We start from the raw sequence: 22,905 nt of genomic DNA, 5'->3' as shown, positions 1-22,905 counted from the left end.
ACGTCGGCTTCGGCATAATCAACCTGTAACCGCTTACATGAATGGCTGAAATGCTTGCTGGCTGGTGGCTGGCTATCGCGGGCCTGCCGATCTACACACAACCGCTCCCTGCCGCACCGGAGCTGCCTGCCATCGCCGCTGTGGCTGCGCGGCAGGTGCCGCTGCGCCGTCCCTGCTACCGGCTGTCGTGCCGGGATGCGGAATGGACGGCCGGTGTCGCGCGTCAGCGGATCTGGTCGCCGAAAGCACCCGGCGTGCGTCCGCGCACAGTGGCGCATCCGCTGGTCAAACTGCCGGACCGGCGCCTGGCGCCGCTGCATTCGCCGTTCTCCAGCCGGGAATTCATCCGGTCCGGCGGCAATCACGTGAAGTGGGACACCCGCTACGGCCTCGAAGCGATCCGCAGCCCCGAAACCTCACTGCGCATCGAGTTCGGCACCGGCGTCCGGATCGAGCCCTATACCGACTTCGGCACCGCCGCGATGGGGCCGATCGCGACCGGCCAGGTGCAGCTGTCGCAGGAGCTCGGCAAGCGCGCGTCCTTCACCCAGGAAGTGCAGGTGGAGACCGGGCGCGAGAACACCTTTCTGCGGCAGACGCTGGCGTTCGATTACGAGCTGTTTCCGCAGTGGACACTGCGCTCGGACTTCGAACTGCGCCACGACACGCTGGGCAACGGCGGCCGCGGCAGTACCGACACCGAAGGCTCGCTCAAACTCCGCCGCACGTTCTGACGTCGCGTCCGCTTCGTAGGATGGGTAGAGCGTCAGCGAAACCCATCGCCGGGTTCGACAAAACGCAAGCGCGCGGCGCTCACCCCGGCAGAAACGCCCCAGCCCCCGCTTCCAACAACAGCGACGCGACCCGGGCGCCGAGCGCATCGCCCTCGGCATGCGAGGACTCGCCGCCCGCGCGCACGGCGCGGCCGTCCTGCGCCGAACCGACCAGCCCTTCGAGCCGCAACCGGTCACCGTCGAGCCAGGCATAGGCCGCAACCGGCACGTGACAGCTGCCATGCAGCGCCCGGTTCATCGCACGCTCGGCCTCGACGCAGCGGCGCGTCTGCGCATCGTCGAGCGTCGCCAGCAACGCGTGCAGCCGCGGCGCGTCGTCGCGACATTCGATCGCGATCGCGCCCTGCGCCGGCGCCGGCAACCAGTCGGGCGCATCGAGCCGCGCGCGGATGCGCGTCTCCAGTCCCAGCCGTTGCAGACCCGCACACGCCAGCACGATCGCGTTGTAATCGCCGGCGTCGAGCTTGGCCAGACGTGTATTGACGTTGCCGCGCAGATCCACGAGTTGCAGATCCGGACGACGCGCCCGCAGCTGCGCCTGCCGACGCAACGACGACGTGCCCACACGTGCGCCGATCGGCAGCGCGTCGATGCCATCGAAGTCGTTGCTGACGAAGCCGTCGGCGTGATCGGCGCGAGCGAGGATCGCCGGCAACGCGAAGCCGGGCTCGAGCGCCATCGGCACGTCCTTGAGCGAATGCACCGCGCAGTCGGCCTCGCCCGCCTGCATCGCGATTTCGAGTTCCTTGAGGAACAGACCCTTGCCGCCGATCGCCGCCAGCGACCGGTCCAGCACTTCGTCGCCGCGTGTGCTCAGCGGCACCAGTTCGACATCGAGGCCGGGATGGCGCGCGCGCAGGGCGGCGGCCACGTGCTCGCTCTGCCACAGGGCGAGCGGACTCTTGCGGGTGGCGATGCGCAGTCGATCCATCCGCGCATTATCGGCGATCGCCGCCGGGCCCGCTTGCCGGGGGATCAGAGCTGACGCACGGTGTCGCGCAACTGCGACACGCAGCGACGGCTGACTTCCAGCGGCCGGTCGCCGTGACGCAGCACCGCGTGCACGTGACCTTCAAGATCGCGACGCAGTTCGACCAGTTCATGCCGGGCCACCAGACAGTTGCGGTGGATGCGCACGAAGCGGTCGCCGAACTCGTCTTCGAGCGACTTCAGCGATTCCTCGACCAGATCCTCGCCGCGCGCGTGATGCACGACGACGTACTTTTCCTCGGCCTGCAGATAGCGGATGTCTTCGACCGGAATCAGCCGCAAGCTGCCGCGCAGGCGTGCGCACAGATGCGTACGCCGCTTGTCGCCATGCGCCTCGCCATCGATCGCCACGTCGCGTCCGGCAGTGAACGTCCGTGCACGCTCGACCGCCACCTGCAGGCGCTCGGGGCGCACCGGCTTGACCAGATAGTCGACGGCCGCGGCTTCGAATGCTTTCAGCGCATGCGCGTCGTAGGCGGTGCAGAACACGATTGCAGGCCGCGGTTCGAACGCACTGAGATGTCGCGCGACCTCCAGCCCATCGATGCCCGGCATCGCAATGTCCAGCAGCACCAGCGCCGGATCGTGCGCGGCGCAGGCTTCCAGCGCGCTGCGACCATCGCCGACCTCGGCCACGATCTCGATGCCGCTAAGCTGCGCTAGCAGCACCCGCAAGCGCTCGCGTGCGAGTGGTTCGTCGTCGGCGATCACGACCTTCATGGCGTGCGTCCTCCCGGGACCGGCGCCGCACCGTCCGTCGGCACCGGCAACTGGATGGTGCACACATAGCGCCCGTCGTTCCACCCGTAGCGCATGCGCGCACGCGGCCCGAATGCGTAGCCGAGACGTTGGGCAATGCTGCGCTGGGCGTGTCCTGCGCCTTGTGCGGGCGCATTGTCGGGCGGCAGCGAAGGATTCGCGACCTCGATTTCGAGCACACTTGCGTCAAACGTCAGACGCACATCGATGGTCCCGCCCTCGGGCAATCGCGAGATGCCATGCAGCACCGCGTTTTCCAGCACCGGCTGCAGCACGAGACGCGGCATCGGCAAGGTCCATGGCAGGTCACCCTGCTTGTCCCAGTCCACGCGCAGACGATCCCCAAGGCGCAGCTGCTCGATCGAGAGATAGCGTTCGGCCAGTGAAACTTCTTCCGACAGCGTCGACGTGCCTTCGCCTGCACCGAGCGCAGCACGGAACAGATCCGACAGATCGAGCACTGCGCGTTCGGCGACCACCGGATCGCGACGCAACAGCGTGGCGATCATGTTCATGCTGTTGAACAGGAAATGCGGGCGGATGCGCGCCTGCAGCGCGTCGGCTTCGGCGCGCGCGTGCGCGGCCACTTGACCCTGCCAGCGATCGATGACGTAGAAATAGCGCAGCGCGATGCCGGTGAGCAGCGCGACGACCGCGCCACTGCCGCCGACGAATCGACCGAAGCCCGGCAACGCAGTCGTGCCGCCGACGCTCGCGAACAGACCGTGCACGATCGCCGAGGCGACCACCGCGACCGCCATCGCCAGGGCAACCGCGATCAACGCGCCGAGACGCACGGGAAACCGCGACAGCGGTCGCCGGCATGCGCACAGCAGTACCGAGACCGACAGCGCGAGCCACAACGCGTAACCGCTCGCGGAGACGAACGCGGACAGATCCCAGGGCGCCGCGGGATTCGGCACCAGCAGCACCACGAGTACGGTGAGCTGGGCAAGGCCCAGCATCGTCAGCAGACGCGGCAGACGGCACAGGTCCGGCAACCAGAGACCGTCGACTGCCGGCGCGGCCATGCTCAGCCGGCCGCGAACCGCGCGTCGAACCAGTCGCCGAGGGCGGCGATCTCTTCGGCGCAGACCGAATGCGGCATCGGGTACTGATGCCAGGCGATGTCGAAGCCGGCCTGGCATAGCCACGCGGCACTCTGCTCACCGGCCCCCAGCGGCACCACCGGATCCTGCGTACCGTGCGCCATGAACACCGGCTGGCGCGCTGCGCCGTCGACCAGTGCGGCACCGGCATTGCGCGCGGCAGGCAGATACGTGGACAACGCGACCAGACCGGCAAGCGGCACGCGTCGACGCAGGCCTGCTGCGAGCGTGACCGCGCCGCCCTGCGAGAAGCCCGCAAGAATCACACGCGACGCCGGAATGCCCCGCGTCGCTTCGCGCTGGATCAGCGCATCGATCTGCGCCACCGATTCCAGCACCCCCGCTTCATCGGCGCGGTTGGCAAGATCGAAGTCGACGATGTCGTACCAGGCGCGCATGCGCACGCCGTTGTTGATCGTCACCGCGCGCACCGGCGCATTCGGAAACACGAAGCGGATCGCCGGCCAGTCCTTGCGCAGGAGCTCGGGGACCAGCGGGACGAAATCGTTGGCGTCGGCACCGAGGCCGTGCAGCCAGATCACGCTCCACGCCGGTGCGGGGCCGGTCTCGCGTTCGATGCAGTCGAGCAGTACGGAGGTCTGGGAATCCATGCGCAGTCGGGAAACGGTCGGAAACACCAGTGTAAGCGCTCCGTCGCGCGCGACTAGCCGTGCGCCACCGGCGAAGGTGCCACGACTTCCGGCGGATGCGCTTCGGCACGCAACGCGGCGGCGCGTACGAGCACCTCGGGTGGCGAATGTTCCTCGGGGGTCGAGAACAATCCAGCGCGACGCAGCGCCAGGCCGACGCGACGCGACGATGTGAGCCGCACGATCGGAATCGAGGCGACGAGGCCGACGATCATCGGCGACATCCACAAGGCCAGGCCCGGCGACATCATCCACGCGCCCAGACCCATGATCACGCCGAGCAGTGTGGTGCCGCGATAGTTGCGCCACAGGTCGCCCCAGGTCTGACGTCCGTCGTCGCGACGCTGCGCATCCCAGCCCGAATCGCGACCCGCCAGCACTTCGGCCACGCCGCGCGACTGCACATACATCGTGATCGGCGCCATCAACGCGGCGAGGACATTCTCGATCAACAGACTGATGAAGCCACGCAATGCACCGCCGGCGCCGCGCCGCATGCGTGCATCGGCGAGCGTGGCGATGTAGCCCAGGATCTTCGGCGCGAACAGCATCACCATCGTCAGCACGAACACACCGAGAAAGCGGCCGTCGTCGATCGCCATCCAGTATTCGGCCGGCGACAGGCCGTCAGTGAACGCGCCATGCTGCAGCGGCACGGCCAGACCGATCAGCACCAGCATCGCCCACAGCGGCGCGGTGAGGTAATGACCGATGCCGATCAGCAGATGCCAGCGGCTGACCCAGTGCAGGCCGCGCGCGGGCAGCACACCGCCGTGCTGCAGATTGCCCTGGCACCAGCGGCGATCGCGCACCAGCATGTCGGTCAGCGTCGGCGGTCCTTCCTCGTAGCTGCCTTCCAGTGTCGGCACCATGTGCAGTGCCCAGCCGCCGCGCCGGATCAGCGCGGCTTCGACGAAATCGTGACTCAACACCGCGCCGCGAAACGGCGTGTGGCCCTGCAGTTCCGGCAACCCGCCATGCGCGGCGAATGCGGCGGTGCGGATCAGTGCGTTGTGGCCCCAGTAGTTGCTCTCCGCGCCATGCCACCAGGCGACGCCGTGCGCGATCACCGGTCCGTACATGCGCCCGGAGAACTCCTGCATGCGCGCGAATACCGTGGCGCCGTTGACGATGACCGGCAGCGTCTGCACGAGCGCGACGTCGTCGTTCGCAGCCATCGCCGCCGCCAGTCGCACCAGCGTGTCGCCGGTCATCAGGCTGTCCGCGTCGAGGATCAGGAACTGAGGATATGCACCGCCCCAACGCCGCACCCAGTCCGCGATGTTGCCGGCCTTGCGCTCGTGGTTGTCCTCGCGCAGGCGGTAATAAAGCCGCGCCTGCGGCATCGCAGTGCGCAACCGCTCGAAGGCGATCACTTCGCGTCGCTGGATATCCGCATCGCGCGTATCGCTGAGCACGAACAGATCGAAATGATCGCCGCGTCCGGTTTCCTGCAGCGATTCGATGATCGCCTGCAGGCCGGCCAGCAGACGCTCGGGATCTTCGTTATAGGTCGGCATCAACAGCGCCGTGCGCACGTTGAGCGTGGGCAACGGCGCCTGCGGATCGATGCCGAGTCGCGCCGGGCGCTTCATCAGCACGAGCACGAAGCCGGCGAGGGAACTCGCGAACGACTGCACGATCCACGCGAACAACGGCACGAAGACCAGCAACAACAGGCCCTCGAGCAGATCGATCCCGCCGATGCGCAGCAACCACCAGATCTGATAGGTCGCGAAGATCGTCAGCACCGCCGCGGTCGTTACGATGAACGCACGACGCCAGGCCATCCCGGTCGGTGCGCTGGGCAATGGCCGCGTGGTCAGTTGCCCTTCGCGCAGCGACTGGATCGGCATCTGCACCGGCGATGTTTCCGGCATCGCCGGCAGGTCGACGACGCTCATGCGCTCCACCGGTAGACCCAGGTCTCGGAGACGGCAGCGCCGCCGCGATGCAATCGCGCGCGCAGTTCGCTGCTCGTACGCCCGTCCGGCGCAAACTCGAAACCGACACGCCAGCCACCGCCGGGCCGCGCATGCACGACCGGGTTGGCGATACGCCCGATGTTCGCCGCTACTTCAACCTGTGGCGCGTCAGTACCGATGTCGCCGCCCTCGAAATCGATGACGACCAGCCGGATCGAACGGTCTTCGCCTGGGCGTGCGCCGATCCGCGTCGCTGCGACGTGCGCAAGCCCCGGCTTCCACAACTTGGTCGCCGTCCAGTGCAATCGATAGCGCCACCGGCTTTCGCTACCGGCCTTCAACGCCCCGGCTGGTCGCCAGAATGCAACGATGTTGTCCTGGTACTCGTCGGCCGTCGGAATCTCCACGAGATGCACCTCGCCGGCGCCCCAGTCGTCGAGCGGCTCGATCCATGCCGAGGGCCGCTTCTCGTAGCCGGCTTCCGCATCCTCGAAGTCGTCGAACCCGCGCTTGCGCTGCATCAGACCGAAGCCACGCGGCGTCCGGTCCTGGAAGCCGCTGTGCTGGATCGAGGACGGATTGTGCAGCGGTCGCCAGACCTGTTCGTCGGTGCCGGTCAACAGGCCGAGGCCGTCGGAGTCGTGCACGGACGGACGGTAGTCATCGATGCCGGTGCGATCGGAGGCATCGAACTGGTACATGCTGGTCAGGGGCGCGATACCGGCGTGGGCCAGATCCACCCGCGGGAACAGCCGCGCATCGACTTCGAATACGGTGTCCTCGCCCGGCTGGATCTGGAACCGGTAGGCGCCTGCCACGCTCGGACCATCCAGCAAGGCGTCGACGGTGATCGTCGTGCTGCCGGGCTCCGGACGATGCAGCCAGAACGCGCGGAACACCGGAAATTCTTCCGGGCCCGGATCGCCACTGCCCAGCGCGAGTCCGCGCGCCGAGAGCCCATAGGCAAGCCCCTTACCGACCGCGCGGAAGTAGCTCGCGCCGAGGAAGACGCACAGCTCGTCGAGGTATTCGTGGCTGTTCAACGGCGCGTGCAGACGGAATCCTGCGAAGCCGGTGCTGTCGTCCAGCGCGGGTGTGGGATTCGGGCTGTAGTTGAACAGCGATGTCGAGAACGGCAGCTCGCGGGCCCGATCACCCTCGACGACGTGGATCTCGATACGCGGTTTGAACAGGAATCCGCGATGGAAGAACTGCGCCTGGAAATCGACACCCGGCAGGTCACGCCACAGCGCTTGGTCAGGGCGGTAACGGAAATCCCGGTACTGGTCGTAATTCGCACCGGCGAGCGCGGCAGGCAACGTCGTATCTGGCGCAACGTAAACGTCTGCCGCGAGCGCACGCGCCAACTGCACGACCGTTTCGGAGCCGAACGGGATTGGCGTCAGGCCTTCCGCCGCTGCAGCCAGCGCCGGCCACCAGCCACCCAAGAGTGGTGCAGCCAGGGCAGTCTTCAGAACATCACGTCGTCGCACCGAAAGCCCCGCCGGATCGTATTCAGGTCCAGCGCAATGTAGCGGTGCAGGTGTAAGGATGTTGCGAAACACATGAACCGTCGGCGCGACATCAAGAACGCACAGTCAGGATTCGAATGCCTGACGTGGCACCCTCGTCTAGGTCGGAAGCGTTTACGAGGCGAATTGCCTCGACAGCCGCGCCCAGTCGAGCGCGGGCGCCGCCGAGCAAAAACGCGCATGACACCGTTACCCAAAAAGTCGTTGCAACGCACGACACATGGTGGGCCCACCAGGACTCGAACCTGGAACCAAAGGATTATGAGTCCTCTGCTCTAACCATTGAGCTATAGGCCCGCGGTCGGCAATCGTAACAATTCGCTCGACAGAAGCGGAATGCCTTGATCAGACGCAGCGGGATCGGAACTGCGGAGCATCAAAAGCAATTCATCAGGCGAACACACTCCAGTCATATCGAAGACCGGTCGACTGATTCGCCCAGTTCGCGTGGCGCCAAGACGCCAATTCCAAGTCCCGAGGACAAGCTCTCGTAGGACGGAAAGAGCGAAGCGAAACCCATCGCCCATCGCCCCGGTCCGCCTGATCGCCTGAAGCCTCGAGTCCCGGCGCGCCGTCGCAAGCGAACACAGCGCCCGTCCTCGAGCAGCTGATATGTCGCGTGCGCCTCCATGCGCAGCCGGATTCTGAGCGAGCGGAGATTATCTAGCGGCACCCGACGACTAAATCTCCTCGCGTCATGTGCTGAGACCTGACTCTCTAACACCCTGACTTTCTCACTCTTTCTCGTACTACCGCCAAAGCGCACGCAAAGAAAAACCCCCGCCGGAATCCCGGCGGGGGTTTTGGGTAAAAACCCTGGCGATGACCTACTCTCGCATGCTAGATGCACACTACCATCGGCGCATGTACGTTTCACTTCCGAGTTCGGAATGGGATCGGGTGGTTCCATACAGCTATAGTCACCAGGGAGAGGGTGGAGGGTCGCAAGTCAGTCCGGTGATCGGTCGCAGGTATGCGCTCGAAAGTGGGACTGACAGCGCTCACGCTCTCAGAGGTTGGGAAGTAGCGAACATTTTAGACGACTCATTCGTGTCGTTGGCCAAGGATGCTTCGGTTAGAAGCAACTTGAGGTTATATGGTCAAGCCACACGGATCATTAGTACTGGTTAGCTCAACACATTGCTGTGCTTACACACCCAGCCTATCAACCACCTGGTCTTGATGGTTCCTTCAGGGGAGTCAAGCTCCCGGGAGATCTCATCTTGAGGCGCGCTTCCCGCTTAGATGCTTTCAGCGGTTATCGCTTCCGAACATAGCTACCCGGCAGTGCCACTGGCGTGACAACCGGAACACCAGAGGTTCGTCCACTCCGGTCCTCTCGTACTAGGAGCAGCCCCTCTCAAATCTCCAACGCCCATGGCAGATAGGGACCGAACTGTCTCACGACGTTCTGAACCCAGCTCGCGTACCACTTTAAATGGCGAACAGCCATACCCTTGGGACCGACTACAGCCCCAGGATGTGATGAGCCGACATCGAGGTGCCAAACACCGCCGTCGATATGAACTCTTGGGCGGTATCAGCCTGTTATCCCCGGAGTACCTTTTATCCGTTGAGCGATGGCCCTTCCATACAGAACCACCGGATCACTAAGTCCTAGTTTCCTACCTGCTTGATCCGTCGATCTCGCAGTCAAGCACGCTTATGCCTTTGCACACAGTGCGCGATGTCCGACCGCGCTGAGCGTACCTTCGAGCTCCTCCGTTACTCTTTGGGAGGAGACCGCCCCAGTCAAACTACCCACCATACATGGTCCCCGATCCGGATAACGGACCTAGGTTAGAACGTCAAGCACGACAGGGTGGTATTTCAAGGTTGGCTCCACCACAGCTAGCGCCATGGTTTCAAAGCCTCCCACCTATCCTACACAGACGAACTCAACGTTCAATGTAAAGCTATAGTAAAGGTTCACGGGGTCTTTCCGTCTTGCCACGGGAACGCTGCATCTTCACAGCGATTTCAATTTCACTGAGTCTCGGGTGGAGACAGCGCCGCCATCGTTACGCCATTCGTGCAGGTCGGAACTTACCCGACAAGGAATTTCGCTACCTTAGGACCGTTATAGTTACGGCCGCCGTTTACCGGGGCTTCGATCAAGAGCTTCGCCTTGCGGCTGACCCCATCAATTAACCTTCCGGCACCGGGCAGGCGTCAGACCCTATACGTCCACTTTCGTGTTTGCAGAGTCCTGTGTTTTTGATAAACAGTCGCAGCGGCCTGGTCACTGCGGCCCCCGATCGCTGTAGCCCGCATGGGCCACGATCAAGGGCGCACCTTCTCCCGAAGTTACGGTGCTATGTTGCCTAGTTCCTTCACCCGAGTTCTCTCAAGCGCCTTAGAATTCTCTTCCTACCCACCTGTGTCGGTTTACGGTACGGTCTGCATAAGCTGAAGCTTAGGGGCTTTTCCTGGAAGCGTGGTATCAGTCACTTCGCTCTAATGAGCTCGTCTCGGTGCTCGGAGTTAAAGGGTCCCGGATTTGCCTAAGACCCACTCCTACCGCCTTTCCCCAGGACAACCAACGCCTGGTAGACCTAACCTTCTCCGTCCCCCCATCGCACTTATGCGAGGTGCTGGAATATTAACCAGCTTCCCATCGACTACGCATTTCTGCCTCGCCTTAGGGGCCGACTCACCCTGCGTCGATTAACGTTGCGCAAGGAAACCTTGGGCTTTCGGCGTGGAGGCTTTTCACCCCCATTATCGTTACTCATGTCAGCATTCGCACTTCCGATACCTCCAGCAGACTTCTCAATCTGCCTTCGACGGCTTACGGAACGCTCCTCTACCGCGCACATATAAATATGTGCACCCCAAGCTTCGGTTTATCACTTAGCCCCGTTAAATCTTCCGCGCAGACCGACTCGACCAGTGAGCTATTACGCTTTCTTTAAAGGGTGGCTGCTTCTAAGCCAACCTCCTGGCTGTCTGTGCCTTTCCACATCGTTTCCCACTTAGTGATAATTTGGGACCTTAGCTGTGGGTCTGGGTTGTTTCCCTTTTCACGACGGACGTTAGCACCCGCCGTGTGTCTCCCATGCAGTCTGTCTTGGTATTCGGAGTTTGCAATGGTTTGGTAAGTCGCAATGACCCCCTAGCCATAACAGTGCTCTACCCCCAAGAAGATTCACATGAGGCGCTACCTAAATAGCTTTCGAGGAGAACCAGCTATCTCCGGGTTCGATTAGCTTTTCACTCCTAATCACACCTCATCCCCTACCTTTGCAACGGGAGTGGGTTCGGACCTCCAGTTGATGTTACTCAACCTTCATCCTGGGCATGACTAGATCACCCGGTTTCGGGTCTATTGCCCGCGACTATGCGCCCTTATCAGACTCGGTTTCCCTTCGCCTCCCCTATACGGTTAAGCTTGCCACGAACAATAAGTCGCTGACCCATTATACAAAAGGTACGCAGTCACCCCTTGCGAGGCTCCTACTGCTTGTACGCACACGGTTTCAGGGTCTATTTCACTCCCCTCTCCGGGGTTCTTTTCGCCTTTCCCTCACGGTACTGGTTCACTATCGGTCGGTCAGGAGTATTTAGCCTTGGAGGATGGTCCCCCCATATTCAGACAGGGTTTCTCGTGCCCCGCCCTACTCATTTTTCATCGATATGGCCCTTTCGCATACAGGGCTATCACCTTCTATGGCCGGTCTTTCCAGGACCGTTTTGCTAAAACCATATCGACTTTTGGGCTGTTCCCCGTTCGCTCGTCACTACTCAGGGAATCTCGGTTGATTTCTTTTCCTACGGTTACTTAGATATTTCAGTTCACCGCGTTCGCCCTGCATGGCTATGTATTCACCATGCAGTACCTCCTAGGAGGTGGGTTTCCCCATTCGGACATTACCGGATCAAAGCTTGTTGCCAGCTCCCCGATACTTTTCGCAGGCTACCACGTCCTTCATCGCCTCTGACCGCCAAGGCATCCACCGTGTGCGCTTATTCGCTTGACCATATAACCCCAAGTTGCCTCGGAGCTATATTTCGGTCGATGGGTACAAAGCATCGACGCAAATATAACGACTCAATTTACTAGGGACTCGAGGTCCCCGCCTTAGCCACACGACACGTATGAGTTCTTGTCTCAGACGCTCGCTACTTCCCTATTTTTCAAAGAACCGTCGTCAGGCCACAGTGCCTGTCGACATTCAAATCTGATGTGTGCGCAGCGATCGGTGAATCATCATCAAGAATGGTGGAGCCTGTCGGGATCGAACCGACGACCCCCTGCTTGCAAAGCAGGTGCTCTCCCAGCTGAGCTAAGGCCCCATGTGGTGGGTCTGGGAGGACTCGAACCACCGGCCTCACCCTTATCAGGGGTGCGCTCTAACCACCTGAGCTACAGACCCAGTCTTGCTTTTGATTACCAATCGTGCAGGTTACTTATGAGGACGCCTGGACAAGTCACGTGGTCTTGTCTCTAAAGGAGGTGATCCAGCCGCACCTTCCGATACGGCTACCTTGTTACGACTTCACCCCAGTCATCGGCCACACCGTGGCAAGCGCCCTCCCGAAGGTTAAGCTACCTGCTTCTGGTGCAACAAACTCCCATGGTGTGACGGGCGGTGTGTACAAGGCCCGGGAACGTATTCACCGCAGCAATGCTGATCTGCGATTACTAGCGATTCCGACTTCACGGAGTCGAGTTGCAGACTCCGATCCGGACTGAGAAAAGGTTTCTGGGATTGGCTTGCCCTCGCGGGTTTGCAGCCCTCTGTCCTTTCCATTGTAGTACGTGTGTAGCCCTGGCCGTAAGGGCCATGATGACTTGACGTCATCCCCACCTTCCTCCGGTTTGTCACCGGCGGTCTCCTTAGAGTTCCCACCATTACGTGCTGGCAACTAAGGACAAGGGTTGCGCTCGTTGCGGGACTTAACCCAACATCTCACGACACGAGCTGACGACAGCCATGCAGCACCTGTGTCACGGTTCCCGAAGGCACCAATCCATCTCTGGAAAGTTCCGTGCATGTCAAGGCCAGGTAAGGTTCTTCGCGTTGCATCGAATTAAACCACATACTCCACCGCTTGTGCGGGCCCCCGTCAATTCCTTTGAGTTTCAGTCTTGCGACCGTACTCCCCAGGCGGCGAACTTAACGCGTTAGCTTCGATACTGAGTTCCTAGTTGAACCCAACATCCAGTTCGCATCGTTTAGGGCGTGGACTACCAGGGTATCTAATCCTGTTTGCTCCCCACGCTTTCGTGCCTCAGTGTCAGTGCTGGTCCAGGTAGTCGCCTTCGCCACGGATGTTCCTCCCGATCTCTACGCATTTCACTGCTACACCGGGAATTCCACTACCCTCTACCGCACTCTAGCCTGCCAGTATCCAATGCAATTCCCAGGTTGAGCCCAGGGCTTTCACATCAGACTTAACAAACCACCTACGCACGCTTTACGCCCAGTAATTCCGAGTAACGCTTGCACCCTTCGTATTACCGCGGCTGCTGGCACGAAGTTAGCCGGTGCTTATTCTTTGGGTACCGTCAGAACAATCGGGTATTAACCGACTGCTTTTCTTTCCCAACAAAAGGGCTTTACAACCCGAAGGCCTTCTTCACCCACGCGGCATGGCTGGATCAGGCTTGCGCCCATTGTCCAATATTCCCCACTGCTGCCTCCCGTAGGAGTCTGGACCGTGTCTCAGTTCCAGTGTGGCTGATCATCCTCTCAGACCAGCTACGGATCGTCGCCTTGGTGGGCCTTTACCCCGCCAACTAGCTAATCCGACATCGGCTCATCTATCTGCGCGAAGCCCGAAGGTCCTCCGCTTTCACCCGTAGGTCGTATGCGGTATTAGCGTAAGTTTCCCTACGTTATCCCCCACAAATAGGCAGATTCCGATGTATTCCTCACCCGTCCGCCACTCGCCACCCAAGGAGCAAGCTCCTCTGTGCTGCCGTTCGACTTGCATGTGTTAGGCCTGCCGCCAGCGTTCACTCTGAGCCAGGATCAAACTCTTCACTTAAATGTTTCGACATCACCGAAGTGACATCTAATGCTTCGAGTGCAGATGTCTTTTCCAGAACTCGAACTACTCACCAGCATTTGCATGCTTTTGAATCTTTCTTGCTCTTTCTAGAACGTCTGCTAATGGACTCACGCCACCAGCCAGACGTCCGCATAAGTATCCTGCGCACACTGTCAAAGATCTGCGGAAGCGGCCTCAGCGCCTGCTTCCCACTGCTTCGTTGTTTCCTCCGAAGCGAGCCGCCCATGATAGCGCGGTTTTGGCTTTCGTCAACACCTCGGTGAGGGTTGGTTTCCGCCGACTTCTCCGTCCGGCCCGAAGGCGTTTCGTTGAAGCGAGCCGCACATATTACCGCGACTTTCGAGTCTGTCAACACCGCGTGAAGCCGCGTTTTCGTCCTCTTTCCCGCCTGGCTCGCCGCCCCGAAGAGCAGCCCGTCAAGCGGGGGGGCGAATTATGCATAGATGAAATCGGTTTGCAAAGAGGCTGACACGAATTTCTGTATCAGACCGTTAAACGCCGGCACCTGTTCAGGACGATTCCCGCAACGGCGCTATTCGACGGTGACCGACTTGGCCAGATTGCGGGGCTTGTCGACATCGGTGCCCCGCGACAGGGCCGTGTGATACGCAAGCAGCTGCACGGGAATGGTGTGCACGATCGGGCTCAGCACGCCGACGTGGCGTGGCGTCCTGATGACATGCACGCCCTCGGAGGCGCTGAAGTTGCTGTCGGCGTCGGTGAACACAAACAGCTCGCCGCCACGCGCCCGCACTTCCTGCATGTTCGACTTCACTTTCTCGAGCAACGCGTCCTTCGGCGCGATCACGACGACAGGCATCTCCGCATCCACGAGCGCCAGCGGACCATGCTTGAGTTCGCCCGCCGGATACGCCTCGGCATGGATGTAGGAGATCTCCTTGAGCTTGAGCGCGCCCTCCAATGCGATCGGGTAATGCACGCCGCGGCCGAGGAACAGCGCGTGATGCTTGGGCGTGAACTTCTCCGCCCAGGACGTGATCTGCGGTTCGAGGTTGAGCGCGTGCTGCACGCTGCCCGGCAACTGGCGCAGATCTTCGATGTAAGCGGCTTCCTGCTCTGCACTGAGGCGTCCATTGAGCTTGGCCAGCGTGACCGCGAGCGCAAACAGCCCGACGAGCTGCGTCGTGAACGCCTTCGTCGACGCCACGCCGATCTCGGCGCCAGCGCGGGTGTAGAACACTAGACCGCTGGCACGCGGGATCGCGCTCTCGGGCACGTTGCAGATCGACAGCGTGCGCGTATGTCCGAGCGACTTGGCGTACTTGAGCGCTTCCATCGTGTCGAGCGTTTCGCCCGACTGCGAGATCGTGACGATCAGATGCTTCGGATTGGCGACGGCGCTGCGATAGCGGTACTCGCTGGCGATCTCGACCGAGCACGGCAGGCCGCTGATCGCTTCGATCCAATAGCGCGCGACGGATCCCGCATAGAAACTGGTGCCGCAGGCGAGGATCTGCACACCTTCCACTTCGCGCAGAACATCCCCAGCGTCCTTGCCGAACAACGTCGGCTCGAACGCCGCCGCATCGATGATCGCTTCGATGGTGTCGGCCAGCGCGCGCGGCTGTTCGTGAATTTCCTTCTGCATGAAATGGCGATAGGGGCCGAGCTCAAGCGACGCAAGCGAGACATCCGACAGATGTTCATCGCGGGTGACGTTGTCGCCATTGCCGTCGTAGACCTGCACCGCGGCCCGTGTGAGGACGGCGGTGTCGCCTTCTTCGAGGAAGATCACACGGCGCGTGGCCTGCAGAATCGCCGAGACATCGGAGGCGACGAAGTTCTCGCCCTCGCCCAGGCCCACGAGCAGCGGGCAGCCCATGCGTGCGACGACCATGCGGTCGGGGTCGGACTTGTCGATCACCGCCAGCGCATACGCGCCTTCGAGTTCCTGGACCGACGCCTGCAGTGCGGCCAACAGATCCAAGCCCCGCGACTGGTGGTGATGGATCAGGTGCGCGATGACCTCGGTGTCGGTCTGCGACTCGAACACGTAGCCGAGTTCGGTCAGCCGTTCGCGCTGCGCTTCGTGATTCTCGATGATGCCGTTGTGCACCAGCGCGAGGCTGTCGTGGCTGATGTGCGGGTGCGCATTGGTCTCGGTCACCCCGCCGTGTGTGGCCCAGCGCGTGTGGCCGATGCCGAGTCCGGCCTGCAAGCCATCGGCACGTGCGGCCGCTTCCATCTCGGCGACGCGACCGGTGCGGCGCACGCGGCGGACAGCGCCATCGACCACGACCGCAATGCCGGCCGAATCGTAGCCGCGATACTCCAGCCGCTTGAGGCCCTCGACGAGGACGGGCACCACATCACGCCCTGCGATCGCACCGACGATTCCGCACATCCGGCCAGCTCCTATCTATTGAGGACGCCATTCTAGCGGCGCTGCCGGCTGCACTCGTATGGCGGCCCCTGCAGGCGTTCAGCGCAACAAGAGCTCGAGTTGCGAAGAGATCTGGGCTACGTCGAGCACCGCGTCGGAACCGGGAGGCCGCTGCCGCCAACCGCGTCGATTCGATGCGATCGCGCCGGCCCCCGGACAACGTTCGCCCACCAATATCGAAGCGCACCCATTACAAGCCGGAGCATCTCTGGGCTTCAAACGAAAGCGGCGTCTCGGGACTTCAGTTATCAATCCATTCGTGCTCCGCACAGCCACCCATTGCCGCCGCGACTCATGGATTCACGCGCGCGCCGCGCCGTCCGCCCGCGGACGTCCGGACGGCGCGCGGACACTGAACCCTGAAAATTTTATCCATATAAATCAGATGCTTGAAATTGGCACGGCATCTGCTTTACAGGACGTATCTGCAAGAGATCGTCCGCATGTCCAACGCTCCTCCCAATCAACCTCCCCGCCCTGCCGGCATCCGCGACACCGCCGGGCAGGACACTGTCCACGCGCGTTCCGGTCATTCGCGCCGCCGCCCGTGGCTGATCGGCGGCGTCGCAGGTGTGCTGCTCATCGGCGCTGTCGCCTGGCTGCTCAGCGGCTGGGCATCCGGCGCGCAGTCGGTCGATGCGCAGCGTCTGCGCTTCGCTGAGGTGACCCGCGGCGATCTGGTCCGCGACATCGCGGCCGAGGGCCGGGTCATCGCAGCCAACAGCCCGACGTTGTATGCGATCTCCGGCGGCATGCTCACCCTGAAAGTCGTTGCTGGCGATCGCGTCGAGAAAGGCCAGGCGCTCGCCGAGATCGACAGCCCGGAGCTGCGCAGCAAGCTGGCGCAGGAGGAGGCCACGCTGGCCGGCTACGAGGCCGAAGCCAGCCGCGCCGGGCTCGATGCGCAATTGCGACAGGCCGAAGCGCGCAAGGTCCTCGACCAGGCGCAGATCGACCGCACCGCGGCGGAGCGCGATCTGCAGCGCTACCAGCGCGCCTATGAAGGTGGCGCCGTGGCGCAGGTCGATCTGGCACGCGCGCAGGACACGCTGCAGAAGACCGAAATCGGTGTGGCATCGGCCACCGAGGATCTCGGCCTGCAGGGCCGCGGTGCGGGGCTGGACACGCGCAACAAGCAACTCGTCGCCGACCGCCAGCGCAGTGTGGTGACGGAAGTGCGTCGCCAGGTCGATGCGCTGACGCTGCGCGCGCCGTTCGACGGCATCGTCGGCCAGGTGCAGGCGGTGCAGAGCAGCAACGTCGCCGCGAACGCGCCGGTGCTGTCGGTCGTCGATCTGTCGGTGTTCGAGGTCGAGATCAAGGTGCCGGAAAGCTTCGCGCGCGATCTCGAGATCGGCATGCCGGCCGAACTGCGCAGCGACGGCACGACATATCCGGCGAAGGTCTCGGCCGTCTCGCCCGAGGTGGTCAACGGCGAAGTCGTCGCGCGCCTGCGCTTCGACGAGAACAGCCAGCCGCCGGGCCTGCGCCAGAGCCAGCGCCTGACCGCGCGCATCCTGCTCGACACACGCAAGGACGTGCTGATGGTCGCGCGCGGTCCTTTCCTCGATCAGGAAGGCGGCAGCGCGGCGTACGTGATGGATGGCAACACGGCGGTGCGCAGGCCGATCACGGCCGGCGCCAGCAGCCTGTCGGCGGTGGAAATCGTCGAGGGCCTGCAGCCGGGCGAACGCGTCGTCGTCGCCGGCACCGATCTCTTCGACAACGCGGACCGCATCCGCATCTCCGGACTCTGATCATGCACACACGCATCGATTGCCCGTTTCCCGTCGCCTGGACCGCCGACGAACTCGCCAGCGCCGTGCCGCGCCGGCTGTCGGCCGCATTCGAGGCCGGCATTCCCACCGACATGTCATCCGGCGCGCGCATGCCCGTGTTCGCACGCACCCGCCGGCACACCGTCGACCGCGGCCTGCCGAACCTGTTCCGCGTCCGCTGATCGCGACGCGCCTTCCTTCTCTCCAGTTCACGTCACAGGACACATTCCCATGCTCGACATGCGCCAGGTCGCCAAGGTCTACCGCACCGAACTCGTCGAAACCCACGCGTTGCGCTCGCTCGACCTGCATGTCGCCGAGGGCGAGTTCGTCGCCGTCACCGGACCGTCGGGTTCGGGCAAGACGACCTTCCTCAATATCGCCGGCCTGCTGGAAACCTTCACCGGTGGCGAGTATCGGATCGACGGTGTCGAGGTACGCGGACTCAATGACGATGCGCGCTCGAAGCTGCGCAACGAAAAGATCGGCTTCATCTTCCAGGGCTTCAACCTGATCCCCGATCTCAATCTGTTCGACAACGTCGACGTACCGCTGCGCTATCGCGGCATGGCGGCGTCCGATCGTCGCCTGCGCATCGAGGAGTCGCTGTCGCTGGTCGGCCTGGGCTCGCGCATGAAGCACTTTCCGGCCGAACTGTCGGGCGGTCAGCAGCAGCGCGTGGCGATCGCACGCGCACTCGCCGGCAGTCCGCGCCTGCTGCTCGCCGATGAACCGACGGGCAACCTCGATTCGCAGATGGCGCGCAGCGTGCTGGAGCTGCTGGAGGACATCAACGCGCGCGGCACCACGATCGTGATGGTCACGCACGATCCGGAACTCGCGGCGCGCGCGCATCGCAACGTGCACATCGTCGACGGCATGGCGACCGATCTGCAGGCGCTGCACGCATCACCATCGTCAGCGGCCGCATCGCGCGTTCCTGCAGACGCCTGAGGAGACCCGGCATGTTCGGTTACTACCTGCAGCTCGCGCTGCGCAGCTTCCGCAACAGCAAGGTGCTCACCGCACTGATGGTGCTGGCGATCGCGCTGGGTATCGGCGCCAGCATGACCACGCTGACCGTGTTCCATGTGCTCTCGGGCGATCCGATTCCCGACAAGAGCGATCGCCTGTTCTACGTGCAGCTGGATGCGGCCAGCATGCATGGCTACACATCCGGTGAAGAGCCGGACCGGAACATCACCCGCTTCGACGCGGAAAACCTGCTGCGCGAGGCGCGCGGCGCACGGCAGGCGATGATGAGCGGCGGATTCGTCGCAGTCGCGCCGGACGACAACCGCCCGGCGTTCTTCACCGATGCGCGCTACACGTCATCGGATTTCTTTCCGATGTTCGACGCGCCTCTGGCCCATGGCCGCGCCTGGACCGCTGAAGACGACGCCTCCCGGGCGCGCGTGGCGGTGATCTCGGCCGAGACCAACCAGAAGGTGTTCGGCGGTGGCGACAGCACCGGCAAAACCCTGCGCGTCAACGGTGCGGACTTTCGTGTCGTCGGCGTGCTTGGGCCCTGGATGCCGACGCCGCGATTCTGGGATCTGTCACTGGACAGGTTCAATTCACTCGAATCGGTGTTCGTCCCGTTCTCGACTGCGATCGAACAGAAGCTCTCGCGCATGGGCAGCATGAACTGCTGGGGCGACTCGGGCGGCGATCCGAATGCACTTAGCGCACCGTGTACCTGGGTGCAGTACTGGGTGGAGCTGCCCGCTTCCACTGACGCCGCGGCCTATCGCGATTATCTGACCAGCTACTCCGACCAGCAGCGCACGGCCGGACGCTTCGAGCGCCCCACCAACGTGCGGCTGCGTGATGTCCCGGCTCTGCTCGACCACCAGAAAATCGTCCCCAGTGATGTGCGTCTGCAACTGTGGCTCGCGATCGGCTTTCTGGTGGTATGCCTGGTCAATACCGTGGGCCTGCTACTTGCCAAGAGCCTGCGCCGTGCATCGGAGATCGGCGTGCGCCGCGCGTTGGGTGCGTCGCGTCGCGCGATCTTCGCCCAGTTTCTGGTCGAGGCGGGTGCAATCGGTGTCGCAGGTGGTGTCGTCGGTCTGGGCCTTGCGCTGCTCGGCCTGTGGGCCGTGCGCCAGAACCCGAGCAGTTACGCGGCGCTCGCCCAGCTCGACACGACGATGCTGCTGACGACCTTCGCCCTGTCCATCGTCGCGAGTCTGCTGGCCGGCCTGCTGCCGGCGTGGCGCGCGATGCAGGTGACACCGGCCATCCAGCTCAAGTCGCAGTGATCCGAATTTTCTCGAGGACATCCATGGACATCCGCCCCATCTTCTCGACACTGCGCCGGCACAAGACCGCGGCCGCGCTGATCGTGATCGAGATCGCGCTGGCCTGCGCGATCATCTGCAACGCGATCTATCTGATCGATCGCCGGCTCGATCACATGTCGCGTCCCAGCGGCACGGTCGAGGCCGAGATCCTGCGCATCCAGATGCCGAGCATCGACGAAACCGCCAGCGTAGACCGCAGGGCCGCCGTCGAGCGCGATCTGGCCGCCCTGCGAACGCTCCCCGGCGTCCGCCACGTCGCGACGGTCACCCAGATCCCCTATGGCAACAGCAGCTCGACCAGCGGCGTTCGACTCAGCCCCGACCAGCCCAACAACACCATCGTGGCATCGGGTTACCTGGGCAGCGAGGATCTTCTCGACACGTTCGGCCTGAAGCTGGTGTCCGGACGCCGGTTCAATCCGGACGAGTTCCTCGACATGGCCGACGTCGAAAGCGCTGGCGATTCGGCGCGCGTGCCTGCCGTGATCATCAACAGCGCGATGGCCGAGCGTCTGTTCCCGGGCAAAGATGCGGTCGGCCAACACATCTACAGCTGGGGCAGTGCACCGATTCCGATCGTCGGTGTGGTCGAAACGCTGGCGATGCCGACGGACAACACGGGGCCCGGGAACGCGACGATGCTGCTGCCGATCCGCGACGCTTCCAACGGCATCAACTACGTGATCCGCACCGACCCGGCGCAACGTCGCCAGGTGCTCGATGCCGCGGTGGCCACGCTCAAGCAGATCGATCCGGACCGCATCGCCGTCAATGCTGACCTGATGTCCGACCTGCGCGAGAAGTACTATCGCGAGGATCGCGCGATGGCGATGCTGCTGGTCGTGGTGTGCATCGCGCTGCTGGTCGTCACCGCGCTCGGCATCGTTGGGCTGGCCAGCTTCTGGGTGCAGCAGCGTAGCAAGCAGATCGGCATCCGCCGTGCGCTCGGTGCGACGCGCAGCCAGATCCTGCGCTACTTCCAGGTCGAGAACTTCCTGCTCGCGACGATCGGCATCGTGCTCGGCATGCTGCTGGCGTACGGCCTCAACCAGCTGCTGATGTCGCGCTACGAACTGGGCCGTCTGCCACTGGTGTATCTGCCGATCGGCGCTGTTGTCCTTTGGCTGCTGGGTCAGGTCGCGGTGTACTGGCCAGCCAGGCGCGCGGCCTCCGTTCCGCCGGCCGTAGCGACGCGCAGCATCTGATCGCGCGCCACCCCGTCGCCGGTTGCGTCCAGCGCAGCCGGCGACGACCATGCCTTCTGATCCCAAACGTTCCCACCGGATGTCCAGCGCCTGATGCCCACGATCCTCGTCATCGACGACAACCCCGCGGTCGCCACCGCGCTGGAGGTGCTGTTCTCGTTGCACGACATCGCCTGCGAACACGCGGCGACGCCCGAGGCCGGCATTGCCCGGCTGCAGGCGGGCGGCATCGATCTGGTCGTGCAGGACATGAACTTCCACGCCGACACCACCTCCGGCGACGAAGGCGTTGCGCTGTTCCACGCGATCCGGCGCTTCGACCCCGATCTGCCGGTCGTGCTGTTGACCGCGTGGACGCGTCTGGAATCGGCGGTCGAACTGATCCGCTCGGGCGCTGCCGATTACCTGGGCAAGCCCTGGGACGACGGCAAGCTGCTGGCGACCGCCAACACCCTGCTAGAACTGTCGTCGACGCGCCGGGCGCTGGATGCACGCACGCGCGATGACCGCCGTCGACGCGACGCACTCGCGCAGGGTCGCGACCTGCGCGGCCTGGTCTGGGATGATCCAGCCAGCGAGACGACGCTGTCGCTGGCCTTGCAGGTCGCGCGTTCGAACCTGCCGGTGCTGATCACCGGGCCGAATGGCGCAGGCAAGGAAAAGTACGCGGAAATCCTGCATGCCAACTCCGGCGTGCGCGAGGGGCCGTTCGTCGCGGTCAACTGCGGCGCCTTGCCGCACGATCTGATCGAAGCCGAACTGTTCGGCGCCGAAGCCGGCGCCTACACCGGCGCGACCCGCGCACGCGAAGGCAAGTTCGAGGCGGCCGATGGCGGCACGCTGTTTCTCGACGAAGTCGGCACACTGCCGCCCGCGGGACAGGTCAAGCTGTTGCGCGTGCTCGAAACCGGGCGCTTCGAACGGCTCGGCGGCAATCGCGAGCGCAGCGTGTCGGTGCGCGTGCTCAGCGCGACCAATGCCGATCTGCAAGCGATGATCGCCGACGGCCGGTTCCGCGAAGATCTCTACTACCGGCTCAACGGCATCGAACTGCGGCTGCCGCCACTGGCGCAGCGTCCGCGCGACATCCTGCCGCTGGCGCGACATTTTCTCGACGGCCGCAAGCCGCTGTCGGCCGGCGCCGAACGCGCCCTGCTGCAGCACGGCTGGCCGGGCAACGTGCGCGAACTGCGCAATGTGATCCAGCGCGCCGAACTGCTGGCGCGCGAGGCACACATCGACGCGCCCGATCTCGCGCTGCCGGCCGCAGTGGTGGCTGCCGTCGACGTCGACGCCTACGAACCGGACCGCGCCGAGATCGAAGCCGCGCTCGCGCGTAGCGGCGGCGTGCTGGCGCAAGCCGCCAGCGAACTCGGGCTGTCGCGGCAGGCGTTGTACCGGCGCCTCGACCGCCTCGGCATCCGTCGCGACTGAC

14 protein-coding genes, 3 tRNA genes and 3 rRNA genes are annotated in these 22,905 nt (G+C 63.5%); 7 read left to right on the top strand and 13 right to left on the bottom strand.

Features of this window, described 5'->3' with window-relative positions; genetic code table 11:
- Positions 1 to 41 precede the first annotated feature (41 nt).
- Positions 42 to 734: a DUF481 domain-containing protein gene (locus tag LU699_RS11390; RefSeq protein WP_232138058.1), complete on the top strand. Its 693-nt coding sequence runs from the start codon at positions 42 to 44 to the stop codon at positions 732 to 734.
- Positions 735 to 813: 79 nt separating this feature from the next.
- Here LU699_RS11390 and hemC read toward each other — a convergent pair whose 3' ends face one another.
- The 13 genes from hemC to glmS all read right to left on the bottom strand — a co-directional run bounded on the left by hemC (position 814) and on the right by glmS (position 16,142).
- A complete protein-coding gene (gene hemC, locus LU699_RS11385; protein ID WP_232138059.1) occupies positions 814 to 1,725 on the bottom strand; it encodes a hydroxymethylbilane synthase in 912 nt (303 codons plus the stop codon).
- A gap of 44 nt (positions 1,726 to 1,769) precedes the next feature.
- On the bottom strand, positions 1,770 to 2,504 hold the full coding sequence (locus LU699_RS11380) for a LytR/AlgR family response regulator transcription factor (RefSeq protein ID WP_232138060.1): 735 nt from the start codon (positions 2,502 to 2,504) through the stop codon (positions 1,770 to 1,772).
- On the bottom strand, positions 2,501 to 3,574 hold the full coding sequence (locus LU699_RS11375) for a sensor histidine kinase (RefSeq protein ID WP_232138061.1): 1,074 nt from the start codon (positions 3,572 to 3,574) through the stop codon (positions 2,501 to 2,503). The genes LU699_RS11380 and LU699_RS11375 overlap by 4 nt, the downstream gene beginning before the upstream one ends.
- Positions 3,575 to 3,576: 2 nt before the next feature.
- Positions 3,577 to 4,263, bottom strand: a complete 687-nt coding sequence (locus tag LU699_RS11370) for an alpha/beta hydrolase (RefSeq protein WP_232138062.1) — start codon at positions 4,261 to 4,263, stop codon at positions 3,577 to 3,579.
- A gap of 53 nt (positions 4,264 to 4,316) precedes the next feature.
- On the bottom strand, positions 4,317 to 6,206 hold the full coding sequence (mdoH, locus tag LU699_RS11365; protein ID WP_232138063.1) for a glucans biosynthesis glucosyltransferase MdoH: 1,890 nt from the start codon (positions 6,204 to 6,206) through the stop codon (positions 4,317 to 4,319).
- Positions 6,203 to 7,675, bottom strand: coding sequence for an OpgD/OpgG family glucan biosynthesis protein (locus tag LU699_RS11360; protein ID WP_232138065.1), 1,473 nt, complete (start codon positions 7,673 to 7,675; stop codon positions 6,203 to 6,205). The genes mdoH and LU699_RS11360 overlap by 4 nt, the downstream gene beginning before the upstream one ends.
- A gap of 305 nt (positions 7,676 to 7,980) precedes the next feature.
- A tRNA-Ile gene (locus LU699_RS11355) sits at positions 7,981 to 8,056 on the bottom strand.
- A gap of 517 nt (positions 8,057 to 8,573) precedes the next feature.
- A 5S ribosomal RNA gene (gene rrf / locus LU699_RS11350) occupies positions 8,574 to 8,687 on the bottom strand.
- Between the two features lie 168 nt (positions 8,688 to 8,855).
- Positions 8,856 to 11,739: ribosomal RNA gene (locus LU699_RS11345) — 23S ribosomal RNA — on the bottom strand.
- 240 nt (positions 11,740 to 11,979) lie between these two features.
- A tRNA-Ala gene (locus LU699_RS11340) sits at positions 11,980 to 12,055 on the bottom strand.
- Positions 12,056 to 12,058: 3 nt separating this feature from the next.
- A tRNA-Ile gene (locus tag LU699_RS11335) sits at positions 12,059 to 12,135 on the bottom strand.
- 73 nt (positions 12,136 to 12,208) lie between these two features.
- Positions 12,209 to 13,753, bottom strand: a 16S ribosomal RNA gene (locus tag LU699_RS11330).
- The 16S, 23S and 5S rRNA genes sit together here with 2 tRNA genes alongside, the layout of an rRNA operon.
- A gap of 556 nt (positions 13,754 to 14,309) precedes the next feature.
- Complete coding sequence (gene glmS / locus LU699_RS11325) at positions 14,310 to 16,142, bottom strand: glutamine--fructose-6-phosphate transaminase (isomerizing) (RefSeq protein WP_232137388.1); 1,833 nt, start codon at positions 16,140 to 16,142, stop codon at positions 14,310 to 14,312.
- 482 nt (positions 16,143 to 16,624) lie between these two features.
- Between glmS and LU699_RS11320 the strand changes: the two genes are divergently transcribed.
- The 6 genes from LU699_RS11320 to LU699_RS11295 all read left to right on the top strand — a co-directional run bounded on the left by LU699_RS11320 (position 16,625) and on the right by LU699_RS11295 (position 22,904).
- The gene (locus LU699_RS11320; protein WP_232137390.1) at positions 16,625 to 17,938 is read left to right on the top strand and encodes an efflux RND transporter periplasmic adaptor subunit; all 1,314 of its coding nucleotides are present in this window, start codon (positions 16,625 to 16,627) and stop codon (positions 17,936 to 17,938) included.
- A 2-nt stretch (positions 17,939 to 17,940) separates the two neighbouring features.
- Entirely contained in the window at positions 17,941 to 18,141 is a 201-nt protein-coding gene (locus LU699_RS11315; RefSeq protein ID WP_232137392.1) for a hypothetical protein, read from the top strand.
- Positions 18,142 to 18,190: 49 nt separating this feature from the next.
- The gene (locus LU699_RS11310) at positions 18,191 to 18,913 is read left to right on the top strand and encodes an ABC transporter ATP-binding protein (RefSeq protein WP_232137394.1); all 723 of its coding nucleotides are present in this window, start codon (positions 18,191 to 18,193) and stop codon (positions 18,911 to 18,913) included.
- A gap of 11 nt (positions 18,914 to 18,924) precedes the next feature.
- A complete protein-coding gene (locus LU699_RS11305; protein WP_232137396.1) occupies positions 18,925 to 20,223 on the top strand; it encodes an ABC transporter permease in 1,299 nt (432 codons plus the stop codon).
- 23 nt (positions 20,224 to 20,246) lie between these two features.
- Positions 20,247 to 21,470 carry an ABC transporter permease gene (locus LU699_RS11300; RefSeq protein WP_232137398.1) on the top strand — a complete coding sequence of 408 codons (1,224 nt, stop codon included), beginning with the start codon at positions 20,247 to 20,249 and terminating at the stop codon, positions 21,468 to 21,470.
- Between the two features lie 93 nt (positions 21,471 to 21,563).
- On the top strand, positions 21,564 to 22,904 hold the full coding sequence (locus LU699_RS11295) for a sigma-54-dependent transcriptional regulator (protein ID WP_232137400.1): 1,341 nt from the start codon (positions 21,564 to 21,566) through the stop codon (positions 22,902 to 22,904).
- Position 22,905 lies beyond the last annotated feature (1 nt).

Origin of the sequence: Luteimonas fraxinea (genome assembly GCF_021233355.1) — a bacterium.
GTDB lineage: Bacteria > Pseudomonadota > Gammaproteobacteria > Xanthomonadales > Xanthomonadaceae > Luteimonas > Luteimonas fraxinea.
Note: the sequence above shows the minus strand (reverse complement) of the source record. Positions and strands in the feature narration are given on the sequence as shown.